14 protein-coding genes, 1 tRNA gene and 2 pseudogenes are annotated in these 15,552 nt (G+C 64.1%); 4 read left to right on the forward strand and 13 right to left on the reverse strand.

Features of this window, described 5'->3' with window-relative positions; genetic code table 11:
• Nucleotides 1–33: 33 nt before the first annotated feature.
• From AB0L63_RS22880 to AB0L63_RS22905, 6 genes and pseudogenes are all read right to left on the reverse strand, one after another.
• Entirely contained in the window at nt 34–729 is a 696-nt protein-coding gene (locus AB0L63_RS22880; RefSeq protein WP_364504438.1) for an ABC transporter ATP-binding protein, read from the reverse strand.
• Nucleotides 730–864: 135 nt separating this feature from the next.
• Nucleotides 865–1,773 (reverse strand): annotated as a pseudogene (locus AB0L63_RS22885) (ABC transporter ATP-binding protein); the annotation flags it as partial.
• 41 nt (nt 1,774–1,814) lie between these two features.
• Nucleotides 1,815–3,230, reverse strand: a complete 1,416-nt coding sequence (locus AB0L63_RS22890; protein WP_364504441.1) for a branched-chain amino acid ABC transporter permease — start codon at nt 3,228–3,230, stop codon at nt 1,815–1,817.
• 17 nt (nt 3,231–3,247) lie between these two features.
• Nucleotides 3,248–4,285, reverse strand: coding sequence for a branched-chain amino acid ABC transporter permease (locus AB0L63_RS22895; protein ID WP_364504350.1), 1,038 nt, complete (start codon nt 4,283–4,285; stop codon nt 3,248–3,250).
• A gap of 94 nt (nt 4,286–4,379) precedes the next feature.
• Nucleotides 4,380–5,591: a branched-chain amino acid ABC transporter substrate-binding protein gene (locus AB0L63_RS22900; RefSeq protein ID WP_364504444.1), complete on the reverse strand. Its 1,212-nt coding sequence runs from the start codon at nt 5,589–5,591 to the stop codon at nt 4,380–4,382.
• Between the two features lie 232 nt (nt 5,592–5,823).
• Nucleotides 5,824–6,441 carry an ANTAR domain-containing response regulator gene (locus tag AB0L63_RS22905; protein ID WP_364504353.1) on the reverse strand — a complete coding sequence of 206 codons (618 nt, stop codon included), beginning with the start codon at nt 6,439–6,441 and terminating at the stop codon, nt 5,824–5,826.
• 220 nt (nt 6,442–6,661) lie between these two features.
• Here AB0L63_RS22905 and AB0L63_RS22910 point away from each other — a divergent pair.
• The 4 genes from AB0L63_RS22910 (at nt 6,662) to AB0L63_RS22925 (ending at nt 8,692) form a co-directional block, all read left to right on the forward strand.
• Nucleotides 6,662–6,748: transfer RNA gene (locus tag AB0L63_RS22910), tRNA-Leu, on the forward strand.
• Nucleotides 6,749–7,132: 384 nt separating this feature from the next.
• On the forward strand, nt 7,133–7,300 hold the full coding sequence (locus AB0L63_RS22915) for a hypothetical protein (protein ID WP_364504356.1): 168 nt from the start codon (nt 7,133–7,135) through the stop codon (nt 7,298–7,300).
• Between the two features lie 244 nt (nt 7,301–7,544).
• Nucleotides 7,545–8,168 (forward strand): low molecular weight phosphatase family protein, encoded by a 624-nt coding sequence (locus AB0L63_RS22920; protein ID WP_364504359.1) that lies wholly within the window; start codon nt 7,545–7,547, stop codon nt 8,166–8,168.
• A 98-nt stretch (nt 8,169–8,266) separates the two neighbouring features.
• Entirely contained in the window at nt 8,267–8,692 is a 426-nt protein-coding gene (locus AB0L63_RS22925; RefSeq protein WP_364504362.1) for a hypothetical protein, read from the forward strand.
• 97 nt (nt 8,693–8,789) lie between these two features.
• Here the strand turns inward: AB0L63_RS22925 and AB0L63_RS22930 are convergent.
• The 7 genes and pseudogenes from AB0L63_RS22930 to lgt form a co-directional block, all read right to left on the reverse strand.
• Nucleotides 8,790–8,837: pseudogene (locus AB0L63_RS22930) on the reverse strand (hypothetical protein); the annotation flags it as partial.
• A 679-nt stretch (nt 8,838–9,516) separates the two neighbouring features.
• Complete coding sequence (locus AB0L63_RS22935; protein WP_364504365.1) at nt 9,517–10,425, reverse strand: acyl-CoA thioesterase II; 909 nt, start codon at nt 10,423–10,425, stop codon at nt 9,517–9,519.
• A gap of 82 nt (nt 10,426–10,507) precedes the next feature.
• Nucleotides 10,508–11,926 carry a pyruvate kinase gene (gene pyk / locus AB0L63_RS22940; protein WP_364504368.1) on the reverse strand — a complete coding sequence of 473 codons (1,419 nt, stop codon included), beginning with the start codon at nt 11,924–11,926 and terminating at the stop codon, nt 10,508–10,510.
• Between the two features lie 105 nt (nt 11,927–12,031).
• Entirely contained in the window at nt 12,032–12,700 is a 669-nt protein-coding gene (locus tag AB0L63_RS22945; protein ID WP_364504371.1) for an amino acid ABC transporter permease, read from the reverse strand.
• A 6-nt stretch (nt 12,701–12,706) separates the two neighbouring features.
• Nucleotides 12,707–13,435, reverse strand: a complete 729-nt coding sequence (locus tag AB0L63_RS22950; RefSeq protein WP_364504447.1) for an amino acid ABC transporter substrate-binding protein — start codon at nt 13,433–13,435, stop codon at nt 12,707–12,709.
• Nucleotides 13,436–13,666: 231 nt separating this feature from the next.
• Nucleotides 13,667–14,149, reverse strand: coding sequence for a TM2 domain-containing protein (locus tag AB0L63_RS22955; RefSeq protein WP_364504373.1), 483 nt, complete (start codon nt 14,147–14,149; stop codon nt 13,667–13,669).
• A 151-nt stretch (nt 14,150–14,300) separates the two neighbouring features.
• Entirely contained in the window at nt 14,301–15,548 is a 1,248-nt protein-coding gene (lgt, locus tag AB0L63_RS22960; protein ID WP_364504451.1) for a prolipoprotein diacylglyceryl transferase, read from the reverse strand.
• Nucleotides 15,549–15,552: the final 4 nt, after the last annotated feature.

Consider the following 15,552-nt stretch of genomic DNA (forward strand, 5'->3'; position numbering starts at 1 on the left):
ATGCCTCGAGGCGGCCACGGACGGGTCCAACTTTCAGCCCACGCCCAGGTAGGCCGACTTCACGGCGGAATCGGTGAGCAGATCCCCGCCGATACCAGTCTTGGTGACCTCACCGGTCTCCAGAATGTAGGCACGATCGCTGCGGGTCAGCGCCTGCTGGGCATTCTGCTCGACCAACAGCACCGTGGTGCCTTGCTGGTTGATCTCGCTGATGATCCGGAAGATCTGCTGAATCACCATGGGCGCCAGGCCCATCGACGGTTCATCGAGCAGCAGCAGGCGCGGGCGGGCCATGAGCGAGCGGCCGATGGCCAGCATCTGCTGCTCACCGCCGGAGAGCGTGCCGCCGACCTGCTTGCGTCGCTCGGACAGCCGCGGGAACAGCTCGAAGACCCACTCCAGCGTCTGCCCGTACTCCGCCTTCTGCTTGAAAGTCCTTCCGTAGCAACCCATATCGAGGTTTTCCTGGACCGTCATGCCGGGGAAGACACCCCGGCCCTCCGGTGCCTGGATCAACCCGTGGGTGACCCGCTCGTGTGCCTTCATCTGGGTGATATCGCGGCCATCGAACTTGATCTTGCCGCGGGTCAGCGGCAGCAAGCCCGACAGCGCACGCATAGTGGTGGTCTTACCCGCACCGTTCGCACCGAGCAGCGTGACCAGCTCACCCTCCGCCACCCGCAGCGAAACCCCGTGCAGCGCTTGAATTCTGCCGTAGTTGACCACCATATCGTCGACCTCGAGCAGCGGCGGCGCCTGGCTGAAGTCGCGGGCCTCGGGCTCAGCGGGCTCCGGGGCCGGTTCGGCGGCGGGCGGTTCCGGCTCGACCACTTCGGTTGTGGCGGTGATTTTTTCGGCCGCCGCGACCTCGGTATCAGGCACACCAAGATACGCCGCGATGACATCCGGGTTGTCGCGGATCTCCGCGGGCAGTCCGTCGGCGATCTTACGTCCGAACTCCAGCACCACGATCCGGTCCGTAACACCCATGACCAGGCGCATATCGTGCTCGATCAGCAGCACGGTGAACCCGTCGTCGCGGATCTTGCGGATCAAATCCATCAGCGCCGATTTCTCGCTCGGATTGAACCCGGCGGCGGGTTCGTCCAGGCAGAGCAATTTCGGCTCGGTGGCCAGCGCGCGGGCGATCTCCAATCGGCGCTGATCGCCGTACGACAGATTCCGCGCCTTCTCCACCGCACGCGGTGCGACGCCGACGAATTCGAGCAGGGCCATGCCGCGCTCGATCGCATCCCTCTCCTCGCTGCGGTGCCGCGGCGTGCGGAAGATGGCACCGGGCACCGAGGTCTTATGCCTGGCGTCGGTGCCGACCACCACATTCTCCAGCGCGGTCATCTCACCGAAGAGCCGCACATTCTGGAAGGTGCGGGCGATACCGAGCCGGGTGATCTCATTGCGCTTGGTCTTCGTCAGCGGTTTGCCGTCGAAATACACCAGGCCCGAGGCCGGTTTGTAGACGCCGGTAATGGCGTTGAAGCATGTGGTCTTGCCCGCGCCATTGGGTCCGATCAGTCCGAGAATTTCGCCGCGGCGGATTTCGAAACTGACCTTGTCCAATGCGGTCAGACCGCCGAACCGGACCGTGAGCTCATCGGTGCGCAGCAGCGGCGCACCCACCGCGGTCTCGATTTCGCGGTGCGGCGCAACCACATCCGCGACGACCTCGGCATCGGCGAGCACCGGGCTCAGAGCGGCGACATCGACCTCGCCCGCGGTCTCGGCCTCGGGCGGTGCCGCATAACCGGCCGCCATATCCTCGTTGTCGAACAGGGCGTCGCCCGCGCCTGGCCCGGTCATCGTCGCGCTCCGATCAATTCACGCTCACCCGGTTTGCGGACGGCCTGATACACCTGCCTGCCGAAGGTCAGCAGCTTCTGCCGCACCGGGAACAGACCCTGTGGCCGCAGAATCATCATGACCACCAAGGTAATTCCGAAGTACATGTACTTGAGGTCACCGAGAGACTGCGCACCGCCGACGCGGAACAGCAGCACGCTGCCGAGCAGCAGTGCGCCCATGATGCCGGTGACCACCATGCCGGTAATACAGGCGCGCCGCGGCCACGCACTCAGACTGTCGCCCTTGTACTTCCATACGACCACCAACCCGACGAAGACCAGCACGTCGATCGCCAACAGGAGGTACCCGGTGGACTCGTTGTTCACCAATTTCACCGATTGCAGCCGTGCGGGCAGATAGGCAATGATGAACGCGCCGAAGATGACTCCGAGCTTATTGCCCTGACCGCCGATGACGACCGCACACAGGAACAGCATCGAGTTGATGATGTTGAACCCGGTCGGATTGATGAACTGCACCTGACCGGCGTAGATCGCACCGGACATGCCACCGACGGCAGCGCCGATCAGGAAGGCCCACAGCTTGAATTTGAAGGTCGGCACGCCCATGATCTCGGCGGCGTCCTCGTCTTCGCGGATGGCCACCCAGGCGCGGCCGACCCGGCTGCGTTCCAGATTGCCGACGATCAGCAGCACGATGATCACCAGCACCATCGCAAACCAGTACCACCAGGTGCCGTAACTGGCCCGGTCGAGCAGATTCGCGCTGTCGGCATTGCCGCTGTTGCCGCCGGAGAACACCCCCTCCGGCCGGCTGTCGGATTCGCCGACGTGCGGGAAGGCGACACCGGACAACCCCAGACTGCCATTGGTGATATCGGAGAGATTGTCGGCGAGCAGCCGCACGATCTCACCGAAGCCGAGGGTGACGATCGCCAGATAGTCACCACGTAGCCGCAGCGTCGGGGTGCCGAGAATGATGCCGGAGATCGCCGTCACCGCGACCGCGATCGGCAGACAGGCCATCCAGGCCCAGGTCGGATTCAGCCAGCCGCCGTCGGTCTGATTCCACGGACTGTTGGGACTGGTGAGCAGACCGACGGTATACGCGCCGATGGCGTAGAAGCCGACGTAGCCGAGGTCGAGCAGACCCGCCTGTCCGACAACGACATTCAGGCCGATGGCAATCAGCGTGTACATCGCGACCTGCGCCATGACCAGACCGAAGTTGTAGCCGGGGGTATCCAGCAACGGCGGCGGGAACAACGGAAGCAGGGCGAGCAGAATGAGGATCGGCACACCGACCCCCCATTGCGCGGGGCGGCTCAGGCCGTCCCACCAGGTTCGAATCGCGTCTCCCACACCGCGTCCGGTCGGGGCCGCGTTGGGCGTCTCGGGTACGGATTCCATGGTTTTGGTCGAGTCGGTCATGCGCGGGCCCTCCCGAGGCTCTCACCGAGGATGCCGGTCGGGCGCACCATCAGCACCAGCACCAGCACGGCGAACGCGACGACATCGCGCCACTCCGAACCGAGCAGCGACTGGCCGTACTGTTCCACCACGCCGAGCAGGATGCCGCCGAGCAAGGCGCCGCGCAGATTGCCGATGCCGCCGAGCACCGCGGCGCTGAATGCCTTGATGCCCAAGATGAATCCGCCGGAGTAGATGATCCCCTGCGGGATCTTGATCGCGTAGAGCAGCGCAGCGGCGCCGGCGAGTACACCGCCGATGAAGAAGGTCAACATGATGACCCGCTCCCGCGAAACGCCCATCAGCGTAGCGGTATCGGGATCCTGGGCGACGGCGCGAATGCCACGCCCGAATTTGGTCCGATTGATCAGCACCTCGGTCACGATCGCCAACGCGATCGCCGCCAGCACGATCAGCAGTTTGATGTTGTCGACCTCGGCGCCGAGGAAGCTGAACTGCACGGTCGGCTCGACCAGTTTGATCGGCTGCTGTGCATTGGTGCCGCCGAGTTTGGGATTGATCTTCGGCAGGATGAAGTGCACGAATTCCTGGATCACGAACGACATGCCGATCGCCGTGATAAGGAAGCTGAGTGGTTTTGCCCCGCGTTTACGCAATGGCCGATAGGCCACCCGCTCCAATCCGACTGCGGCGCCACCGGATACCAGCATGCCGATGATCATCGCCAACGCGAGATAGGTAACGGTCAGGATGATGCCCTGGGTATACACATCGGGATTCGCCACGAATCCGAACAGCATGAGTCCGATCAATTGACCGAACATGCCGAGCATGAATATTTCCGAATGGGCGAAATTGATCAGCCGCAATACACCGTAGACCAGGGTATAGCCCACGGCGACCAAGGCATAGATAGAGCCGTAGGTCACCCCGTCGACGGTCAGTCGCCAGAAATTATCGATCACTCCGTGGTAGTTGAAGTCGATCGAACCGCCGGCGAGTTGTGCTACACCGGCCAATGCCGTTGATGTCATTCGTCTTTTGCCCTCATCTATCGGCCCACCCGACGCAGCGGCACGTACGGGATTCGCACGAACCCCGTATGTGCCGCCGTGCGGTTGTCTAGGGCTACTTGACCTCGTAGATCCAGATCAGCGCGTTGGACAGTTCACCGGTCGCGTTCCACTTGTACTGACGCGCAAGACCGTTGGCGTCGTAGGACCGCACGTACTCCAGCAGGTCGGGGCGGGTCAGCTTGCCGCCATCGATGCCCTTGGCCAAGATCGTGGCCAGATCGTAGCCCTCGACCGAGTACACGCCCGGCTCCGCGCCGTTGAGTGCCTTGTAGTCGGCCGCGAACTTATCCGGCGCCGGACCACACGGGCAGGACAGCACCGCACCCTTGGACGAGCTACCGGCCTGGGCGACGAACTGTGGATCGTTGGTGCCGTCGGCGGAGACGAAGACCGCCTTGACGCCACCGGACTTCAGCTGCTGCGCCAGCGGGGCGCCCTCGGAGTAGTAGCCGGAGTAGAAGATGGCGTCCGGCGCTGCGCTCGCGATCTTGGTGACCGTGGCGGAGAAGTCCTTGTCGCCCTTCTTGATGCTGGCATTGCAGCCCGCGTCGTTGACGGAGCCGAGACCCTCGATGATCGTCTTGGCGAGGCCCGTGCCGTAGTCGGTATTGTCCTGGATGACGCAGACCTTCTTGTAGCCCGCGGTGTTGACCAGATACTTACCGACCGACGGGCCCTGCACGCCGTCGTTGGCCAGGCCGCGGAAGAAGCTGGTCCAGCCGTTCTGGGTCAACGTCTCGTTGGTGGCCGAGGCGGTCAACGAGACCAGTCCGGCCTGGCTGAGCTTCCCGCCGGTCGCCTTGGTCTCACCGGAGAACGCCGGACCGACCAGGCCGAGGATCGACTTGTCATCGGTGATCTGTGGGATGACCTGGGTGGCCTTCTGCGGGTCGCCCTCGGTATCGAACTGCTTGAGCTCGATCTTGCAGCCCGGGTTGGCCTTGTTGTGCTTGTCCAGCGCCAGCTTCACGCCGTCGACGATATTGATGCCGAGGGCCGCGTCCGGACCGGTGAGCGCGCCCGCCATGGCGATCGCGGTGCCCGCCGGGCAGGTGGCCTTACCGTCGCCCGCCGGGTCAGCCGCCGAGGCGCTGTCCGACTTCGGCACCTGCTTGCCATTGGCATCGATCTGCATGACCGGCTGGATCTTCAGACCGCCCGCGCCACTGGTGCCGGAGGTGCCCGAGCCACCGTCGGTCGATTTATCGCTACACCCCGTCAGTGCGAGCGCGGCAGCGGCACCGATGGCCAATGCCCCCCGCATCGAACGACTGCGCCATGTCGAACTAAGCACGTTTCACCTCTACGTCCTGTGCTCCCCCGGGCTCTCCTCCGAGGAGGGCCGACCACGTCAGCCCGGTCAGAACATAGCGTTGGTACGTGAGCCGCGCATCACATTCGGATCATCCGATCGACTTCGTTTCGAATTTTTCATCGCGATCAGGTTTCCGGGAAGTAAAATTTCCGGCATTCAACGGCCGCGGCGCAAAACAAGCTCACTTCGGGGCCAGATTTTCGAGCACCACCTCGGCTACCGCCTTCATGGTAGTGCGGCGGTCCATCGCCGTCCGTTGAATCCACTTGAATGCCTCCGGCTCCGACAATCCCTGGGTCTGCATGAGCACGCCCTTGGCCCGCTCGACCAGCTTGCGCGTCTCCAGGCGCTCAGCCAGATTGGCAACCTCGCTCTCCAGCGCGGTGATTTCGTGGAAGCGGCTGGCCGCCAGTTCGATGGCGGGCACCAGATCCGATTTCGTGAACGGCTTCACCAGATACGCCATCGCACCGGCGTCGCGCGCCCGCTCGACCAGATCGCGCTGACTGAAGGCGGTCAAAATCACAACTGGCGCAACACGTTTCGATGCTATCTCGGCCGCGGCATCGATACCGTCGCGGCGTGGCATCTTCACATCCATGATGACCAGATCCGGCCGATGCTCCACCGCCAGATCCACTGCCTGCTGGCCGTCGCCCGCCTCGCCGACAACCTGATAGCCCTCTTCGGTCAGCATCTCCACCAGATCCATGCGGATAAGCGCCTCGTCTTCCGCGACGACGACTCGCTTCGCCCCGGCGTCCCGCTTCGTGCCGGCGCCCCCTGCTGTGTTGCTCATAGGTAGACCCCTCTGGTTCCGATGCCGTGTCCCGACACGCGAACGGGTGGCCGCGGTCCGGGCATCGGCCCATCGCCCCACTGTCGCCATCGAGTGATGTAGAGAGTACCTTTCAGTTCCACACACAACCCATTTACCCTGCGCAAACCGGGCGATGATCACCCCCGACCCAGCCCATTCGCGATTTCGGCAGTGACCCGCTAGGCTTTCCCACCGGTGCGCCGATTTGGCGGAACTGGCAGACGCGACGGTCTCAAAAACCGTTGTCCGAAAGGACGTGTGGGTTCGAGTCCCACAATCGGCACCAACTCATCATCAGCCCATGCCCATGGAGGGCATGGGCTGATGATTTTGGGATGCAACTCCCAAAACCCGCCCAGCGAGGCTTCACCCCGCGGACCCCCTGCTGCAGTCGCGTCAACGGCGGACGTTGCGGCGTCGCGCTACCGGCGCACGCCGCGGGGCGATCGAACTCGGGACAAGGATCGGCCAGATGGGCTGTTGTCGCACGAGGATGTGATCTGGTCGCTCTTTCCGCCGCATTGGGGGGCGCGGCAGTATTGGCGGGGATCTGGATTCACTGGAACGATGGACACGCTCGGCGCCGCACCGGGATTGGTGGCAGAAGTTCCTGCGCGACTCCGGGGGACCGGGTTCTGGCATGAGGCCTACTTCATGCGCGGCGGTATCGATGCGATGTACGACGATATGGGAGCGGGGTTCGGGACTGCCGCGGTTCGCACCCGTCGTGGCCTCGCGCGGGCCGATGTTCTCGACGCGGGGGCGGGTGTACGGCGAGGCGGCCAAGGCGGCGCCCGTGGTCGCCGAATCCGCTTACTACCGTGGGGAGTCCGAGTAAATCCGATCCCCAACCGTGGCAATACCGTGATGGTTGAAACTACTCGCGCCGGGTACCTTCGGCAGGACGCCCAGACCTCGATTACCGATCGGCCACCTAGCGATAACGCGTATCGAGCGTCTCTCTGAATACCGGGGCGTACTTCGTGTACGGCACTCGACCAACAGATGAATATGTGTTCCGTGGGCTGTGATTCGATGTCCACGGCCTTCTGATAGACCCGTATGCGGCCTACCGTATCCGCATGCACGTCCTGTTCGTCTGCAACGGCAATGTCTGCCGTTCGGTAATCGCCGAGCGGCTCACCCGCGCCGTAGCGGTCGAATACAACCTGCTCCGACTAACCGCGGAGAGCGCGGGAACCCGTGCGCTGGTTGGCTTTCCGATCGAGCCGTTGGCCGCGCGTACCATCGAGGGACTCGGCGCCGACGCCGACCATTTCCGGGCCCGCAAGCTCGTGCCCGAACTGATCGACCGCGCGGACCTGGTGCTCGCCATGACCGAGCAGATCCGGGACCAGGCGGCGCAGATGGGGTTCGGGGCCGGATCGCGCACCTTCACCTTGCTGGAAGCGCATCGCATCGCCAAGGTCACCGGCGCCACGACCATCGCCAACCTGCACCGCGCCCGCCACGATCTCGCTCGCGTCGGCCGGGAGAATATCGCCGATCCGGTCGGACTCTCGGAGGCCGCATTCTGCGAAGTGGGTGACCGGATCGCCGAGGCATTGCTGCCGCTACTGCTGGCCTTGGCACCGCACGAGCAGCAGCAGCCCGTCGACGACGAGCGTCCCGGCTTGGTGATCGCCCCCGGAGCGCGGGGGCCAGCGCCGCTGGCCGCCTTCCTCGCCGCCCAGCGGATCCGGTGATATGCCGGGCCCGGTATCCAATTGGTGGGTAAAGGGATTACACTCGCGCCGGGAATAACTTCCGCCGTTGATGGTTCGACACACGACAGGAATCAGACATGCCGAAACGAATTTCGGATGTTTCGCTCCATGTTTATGTGACACCGGATACCCTCGATCTCGTTGTTGATTCGGTACGCGAGGTGGTGGACGACCACCTCCAGGACCGTGATGTCTTCGCGTGGCGCTTCACATTGCCCATCGAGTCCGACGCACCGGAGCATCTGCTACTCGAAACCCAGTGGCGGGTAGGCCATCCCGGCCAGGAGCACGGCGCCCGGCGCACCTATGAGATCGCACTCAGTCTGGTCGGGGCGCCGCGTGATCTGACCGCACCGAGCCTGAGCGCGCTGGAGAAGCGCCTGATGTTGGAAACCGCGCGCTGCCCAATGGATCTGGAGATCCCGCGGACCATCCGCATGCAGCGCCGGGACAGCTTCGACTTCGAAACCGAGCGCGAACGATTCCGCCTCCCCGGACCTTAGGCTCCCCGGCCTCCCCGCGCCTTTGGCCGGCCGTAGATGGTTGGCCGAGTCGCATTGCTTCCGGGCCGTCGAAAGTCCGTCCCGACAACAGAATGTCGGCCGCGACCGACATCCCCGCGACCTTGGCCACGGTCCAGTGCGCCATCGCGTCGGGCACGACGCCGAGGCGCACCTGGGGAATGGCGTAGCGAGCCGAGCAGCGCGATCCGGAAGGCGAACTCGAGCAGGGTGTACCCACTGCCGTAGGTGTACCCGGGATCGAGGCTGACCTGCACGGCGTCGGGCGGCAGCACCCGACCCGTCATCTCCTGGATCTTGGCCAGCGTGCCCTGCTGGACGCCGGTGACGACGGTCGACTCGGGTGGGGTCTGGGCCATATAGGCGATGGCGTAGGAGACGATGCCGATTTGCAGGGACGCGAAGAGCGCACCGGCGAGCACCAACGCGACGCGCGAATGGAACAGCAGTTTCATGTCCATGACCGGTGTCGAGACGCGTTTTTCGACAACGATGGCCCATCCTGCTCCGCCCCGCCGACCAACTCGGCTGCCCCGCCGGCCGGACCGCACCCCGAACACGGCCTTCTCGCTCACGAGTACACCAGCGCAGGAGCCAGCAAGCCTTTGAAACTGGCCGCACGCAGGGCTGGGCACGACGAGGAAGGGAACGGACAATCGATCCGTGCAGGTCACCTCAATCGTCAGATCGGGTATATAACGATGACCAGGCGTTTCCCAGTTGCCCATGTTTTGTGTGTCCTGCCGAGTTACCCATGTGCTTGCGAAATCACTTGTTACTGTCCGCAATACACACGGGTACGGAGCTCATCCGCGAGCCGGGAAGTGGCGGATTACGCCCTCCTGGACCGTGGTGGCAAGCAATTCGCCACTGCGGGAGAAGAATCGGCCGGTGGCAAGACCACGCGAACCGGCGGCCACCGGGGATTCAGTGGCATAGAGCGCCCAATCGTCGAAGCGGAACGGGCGGTGGAACCAGATCGAATGATTGATCGTCGCGGCCACGATGCGGTCCAGGCCCCAGGACAGACCGTGCGTGGTGATGATCGAATCGAGCACTGTGGTGTCGGACGAATAACCCAGCGTCGCAACGTGAATCAGTGGATCATCGGGCAGTCGGCCATCGGCCCGCATCCACACGCGGTTGTGATTGAGCCGCTCCCCCGTGCCCTTCAGGATCCATGCCGGGTCATTGGTGTAGCGCATATCGATCGGATGCGGCGCGTTGACGAACATCTCCAGCTTGTCCTCCAAGCCTTCGAAGCTCTCCTCGACGCGCGGCAGTGTCTCCGGATCCGGTACCTCCGGCTGGGCGTGCGCATGCTCGAGCCCCTTGCCCCAATCCTGGAATGCGGCGAGCATGACGAACAGCTCCTGACCGTCCTGGGTCGCGGTGACCGTACGGTTGGCCAGTGAGCGTCCGTCGCGGTGGCGGTCGACCCGGTACTCGATCGGCTTCTTCACATCGCCACCACGCACGAAGTGCGCATTGACAGCGTGCAGCGGACGGTCACCGTCGACCGTCCGTCCCGCCGCCATGATCGCCTGCGAAACCAGCTGACCACCGAATGTGCGGCTCCAGACCTTCTCCGGATGCTGGCCGACGAAGATATCCTCGTCGACCTGTTCCAGATCGAGCAGTCCGAGCAGCACATCGAGGTCGGTACCCTCCGCTGCGGCCCCGAGGCCGACAGCGCCACCTAGCGAAGCGCTCACAACTGCGCCTCGCTGACGCTCGGCTCCATTGCGACCGCTGGCGCTGCTGTGTTGTCGGTTCGTTCGCTGCGATCACTCACGGCTAATGGTCCTCCTCACCGATGCGGTGCACGTGGATCAGATTGGTGGAGCCGACAGTACCGGGCGGGGAGCCTGCCACGATTACCACCAGATCACCTTTTTGGTATCGCTCCATCGACAGCAGTGCTACATCCACCTGGTGGATCATCGCATCGGTGCTGTCCACCGTCGGGACGATGAAGGTTTCTGTGCCCCAGGTGAGCGACAGCTGGCTACGCACCTCGGGAAGGGGGGTGAACGCCAGCAACGGCAGCGGGGTGTGCAGACGGGCCAAGCGACGAACCGTATCGCCGGACTGAGTGAAGGCGACCAGCGCCTTGGCGTTGAGCCGCTCGCCGATATCGCGAGCCGCGTAGGAGATGACACCGCGCTTGGTGCGTGGCACGTGGGTCAGCGGTGGCACCCGGGTGGATTCGGTCTCCACCGCGTGCACGATCCGCGCCATGGTGCGAACTGTCTCGATCGGGTACGCGCCGACCGAGGTCTCACCCGACAGCATCACCGCATCGGCGCCGTCGAGCACCGCATTGGCCACATCGGAGGCCTCGGCGCGGGTCGGGCGCGAGTTCTCGATCATCGACTCCAACATCTGGGTGGCGACGATGACCGGTTTGGCATTCTCGCGGGCCATCTGGATAGCCCGCTTCTGCACGATCGGCACCTGCTCGAGCGGCAGTTCGACGCCGAGGTCACCGCGGGCGACCATTACCGCGTCGAAGGCCAGCACAACGGCCTCGAGATTGTCGATGGCCTCGGGCTTCTCCAACTTGCCGATCACCGGAACGCGCCGGCCGACCCGGTCCATCACATCGTGCACCAGCTCGACATCCGAGGGCGAACGCACGAAAGACAGCGCGATGAAGTCGACGCCGAGCTTGAGCGCGAATTCCAGGTCCTCGATGTCCTTCTCCGACAGCGCAGGCACGGACACGTCCATACCCGGCAGCGAGACGCCCTTGTTATTGCTGACCGGCCCGCCCTCGGTCACCCGGCAGACGACATCGTTGCCATCGACCCGAATGACGGTGACACCGACCTTGCCGTCGTCTATGAGCAGTCGGTCACCCGGTTTGGCGTCCTTGGCCAGCTCTTTGTAGGTAGTGGAGACGCGATCGTGGGAGCCCTCGATCTCGTCGACAGTTATGCGGACCTCTTCACCATTGGCCCAAACGGTCTTGCCCTCGGCGAAGCGCCCCAGCCGGATCTTCGGTCCCTGCAGGTCGGCGAGAATGCCGACCGCCCGGCCGATCAAGTCCGAGGCCTGTCGCACCTTCTTGTAGTTTTCGGCATGGTCGGAGTGTTCGCCATGGCTGAAATTCAGCCGCGCCACATCCATGCCACTCTCGACGAGTTCCCGAATACGTTCCTCGGTAGCGGTCGCTGGGCCGAGAGTGCACACAATCTTCGTCCGTCGCATCACGAGTAGAGCCTAGTCCCGCGCAGTATCCCTGGCCTGCTGTGGCCTCGGTGAAAGCTAGGTGAAATATATGTACGAAGGCTTAGCGGAAAGTACAAAAGGGCCTCGTCAGCGTGCGACATGGCGGGACAGCCGAGTTTCCAGGCGGGTCTGGCCGAAGCCGAGGACCAGACAGATCACCCAGTAGTACAGCGCGGCGACGCCGTACAGGGCGAAGAAGTCGAAGGTCGGGGCGGCGGCCAGCTGCGCGGTGCGTAGGAGTTCGGTCACCAAGATGGTCGAGGCCAGCGAGGTGTCCTTCACCAGGGAGATGAGCGTGTTGGACAACGGCGGCACCGCGATGCGGGCGGCCTGCGGCAAGATGATCAGCCGTAACTCCTGGGCATACGACATGCCGAGCGCCTTGGCTGCCTCCCACTGCCCCTCCGCGACGCTCAGGATCGCCGCACGCACGACCTCGGCGGCATAGCCACCGACATTGAGGCTGAAGGCGATCACCGCCGCCGGGAACGGATCGATGACGATATCGAACTGTGGCAGCGCGTAGAACACGATGAACAGCTGCACCAGCAGCGGTGTGCCCCGGATGATCGAGATGTAGAAGCGCGCGGGCGCCGAGACGAACCATAGCGGTGACATCCGAGCCAGCGCCACGAACAACGCGATAACCAGACCGATGACGAAGCTGATGGCGGTCAGCGGGAGGGTCTTGTCGATCGTGGCCTGCAGCATCGGCCACAGGTTGTGCCAGATCAGTTCCCTGGTTGCGGGATCCACGGACGGTTACTTGCTGACGTCGGTGCCGAAGTACTTTTCCGAGATCTTTGCCAACGTGCCATCCGCGCTCAATGCTTCGAGGGCGGTATTGATCTGGCCGATCAGGGCGTCGTCTTTGCGGGCGGCGAACGCCTGGTGGCTGACCTGCCCGGTCTTGGCCGCGACTTTGACGCCGGCATCGCCGTTCTTCTTGGTGTACTCGAGAACCGCGAGGCTGTCATTGACCGTGGCATCGATGCGACCGGTCTTCAGCAACTGAATGGCCTGCACGAAGCCCTCCACCGCTTCGACCTTCGCACCCGCGCCCTGGGCGACCTTGGCCCAGTTGCTGGTCGCGGATTGTGCGGTGGTCTTGCCGTTGAGGTCGGCGAGCGCGGTGATGCCGGTGCTGTCCGCGCGCGTGACGATCACCCCCTCGGACGTGGTGTACGGCTGCGACAGCGAATACTTGGCCTTGCGCTCGTCGTTGATCGTCACCTGGTTGGCGACCAGGTCGAAACGCTTGGATTCCAGCCCCGCGAAGATCGCATCCCACGGCGTCTGCACGAACTCGACCTTCTTGCCGATCTTGTCCCCGACCGCCTGGATCACCTCGACGTCGTAGCCAGTGAGTTTGCCGTCCGAGCCCTGGTAGCTGAAGGGCGCGTAGGTACCTTCGGTGCCGACCTTCAGCACGTTCGGATCGCTGCTGCTGCCGCAAGCGGTGAGCCCGGTGGCGGCGACGATGGCGAGCATGGCGGCGGCGAACAACTTGCGGCGCACGAAAGTCCCTCTCTTCGGTGTCTGGACGGTGAACAACATCCACACACGACACAAAAACCCGGCTTACGCTACGCCAGGACGCTGCCGACCGACAGTATTGCGATCACCGTGCGCCGAATCCTCGCACAGCCTGCCGAAAATGGCGACGGCCCCGTCGCATCGTCATCCGGTGCGACGGGGCCGTCGGTCAGTAGTTCGCGGCGGTCAGTCGCGCAATGGCCGCCCGAGGCTGTCGGGCACCTTGCCGGTCAGCATCATGATGCCGTCGATCAGCGGCCAGATGCCGCCGAAGCCACAGGTCAGCCAGGTGACCGCGATCTGCGCCACGGCAATGCCGGTGTGGCCGGTGTAGAAACGACCGACACCGAAGCCGCCGAGGAAGATCTGCAACAGACCCGCGGTCAGCTTCTGCTTATCCGAGAACGGCACGCCGAACGGGTCGCGGCCGTAGGGCGCTTCCGGATCGTTCGGGTTGTAGCCGCCGCCCGGGTACGGCGGGGGTGGGTAACCGGCCGGATGCTGACCGTACGGATCGGGCTGGCCATACTGCGGCTGCTGCTGGTTGTACGGATTCGACAGGTACTGCTGCCCGGGTGCCTCGGGCTCCTTGTTCAGGTCCGGCCCCGTCCCGGGCGGACCGTACTGTGGGCCGCCGAAGCCTGGTTGGTGCTGGTAGGGGTCGGTCACTAAATGTCCTCCATCATTCGTGCATTTCGACAGGCGCTTACCCGCCTCCCCGCGCATTTTGCCGGGCAATCGGGTACCCGAGGGTACTGCGGCGGGCACGCGGTCGCGGGTCTACTCGGTGCCCCAACGAGTTACCCAAGTCGTTACGGGATCAGTCGTCCTTTTTCGAGATTTCGACCTTGCCCTGCTCGGCGTCGGACTCTGTTGAGTTATCGCCGGCGGTATCCGGTTCGTTGCCGTATTTCTCGGATTTCGTCGAATCCTTCTTCTCAGTAGCGCTTTCGCCGACGGACGAGCCTGCCTTTTCCGACTCGTCCGCGATCTGCTCCGCCCCCTGCTGGTCCGACAGGTCGTCCTCGTCGTCGGCTTCCGCGTCTTTGTCCGCGACGGCCTCCGCTTCATTCTGCTCGGCACTGTGCTTCGGCTGCACTGCTTCCGCCGCGGCGGCGGCCTTCGACGCGGCCTCGGATTCGGCGCCCGCCGCACGCAGTGCCCCGATCTGCCACGGCCATGGTCGCGCAACCGTCGACGGTTGCAGTTGATCGGCGGTCTCCCTGCCCTTGGTCGCGAAGACGAAATAGGCGACGGCGGCGAGGAATACGATTGCCGAGGTGAACGAGTTGATGCGGATGCCCGCGATCTTGGTCGCCTCGTCGTCGCGCAGCAGTTCGACAAAGAAGCGGCCGAGGCAGTACCCGGCGACATAGAGCGCGAACAGCCGGCCGTGCCCGATGCGGTAGCGCTTGTCGATCTGTACCAACAGCAGCACGATCAGCAGGTTCCAGATCATCTCGTACAGGAAGGTCGGCTGCACGACCTTGTCGACGACGCCGGTGGAGACGCCGTTCATCATGTCGAGCCTGCCCTGATCGTCGAAGCGCAGGTAGATCTCCAGACCCCACGGCAGATCGGTCTTGCGGCCGTAGAGTTCCTGGTTGAAGTAGTTGCCGAGCCGACCGATCGCCTGGGCCAGCAGGATCGGCGGGGCGATCGCATCGCCCAACGCGGGCAACGGAATTCGGTACACCCGACAGCCGATCCAGGCGCCTACGCCGCCGAGGAAGACCGCGCCCCAGATGCCGAGGCCGCCCTGGTAGATCTTCAGCGCATCGATCGGATGGCCGTCGGCGCCGAAGTATTTCTGCCAATCGGTGGCCACGTGATAGAGCCGCCCGCCGACCAGACCGAAGGGCACCGCGAACATCGCGATGTCGAGAATCGCCCCCTTCTGGCCGCCGCGCTCCTGCCAGCGCCGCTCACCCCACCAGATGGCGACGACAATGCCGGTGATGATGCACAGGGCATAGGCCCGTAACGGGAACGCACCAATATGCCATACGCCCTGGGACGGGCTGGGAATGTAGGCCAGCACATCAGCGGTGACGGCTCCGTTGCTCAGGACG

This window comes from Nocardia sp. NPDC051990, from assembly GCF_040680755.1.
In the GTDB taxonomy this organism is placed as follows: Bacteria; Actinomycetota; Actinomycetes; order Mycobacteriales; family Mycobacteriaceae; genus Nocardia.

Bases quoted from the DNA above. Each gene is read 5' to 3' on its own strand.
- AB0L63_RS22880 (WP_364504438.1), bottom strand. From the start codon at position 729: ATGGTGGTCAACTACGGCAGAATTCAAGCGCTGCACGGGGTTTCGCTG.
- AB0L63_RS22890 (WP_364504441.1), bottom strand. From the start codon at position 3,230: ATGGAATCCGTACCCGAGACGCCCAACGCGGCCCCGACCGGACGCGGT.
- AB0L63_RS22895 (WP_364504350.1), bottom strand. From the start codon at position 4,285: ATGACATCAACGGCATTGGCCGGTGTAGCACAACTCGCCGGCGGTTCG.
- AB0L63_RS22900 (WP_364504444.1), bottom strand. From the start codon at position 5,591: ATGCGGGGGGCATTGGCCATCGGTGCCGCTGCCGCGCTCGCACTGACG.
- AB0L63_RS22905 (WP_364504353.1), bottom strand. From the start codon at position 6,441: ATGAGCAACACAGCAGGGGGCGCCGGCACGAAGCGGGACGCCGGGGCG.
- AB0L63_RS22915 (WP_364504356.1), top strand. From the start codon at position 7,133: ATGCGATGTACGACGATATGGGAGCGGGGTTCGGGACTGCCGCGGTTC.
- AB0L63_RS22920 (WP_364504359.1), top strand. From the start codon at position 7,545: ATGCACGTCCTGTTCGTCTGCAACGGCAATGTCTGCCGTTCGGTAATC.
- AB0L63_RS22925 (WP_364504362.1), top strand. From the start codon at position 8,267: ATGCCGAAACGAATTTCGGATGTTTCGCTCCATGTTTATGTGACACCG.
- AB0L63_RS22950 (WP_364504447.1), bottom strand. From the start codon at position 13,435: ATGCTCGCCATCGTCGCCGCCACCGGGCTCACCGCTTGCGGCAGCAGC.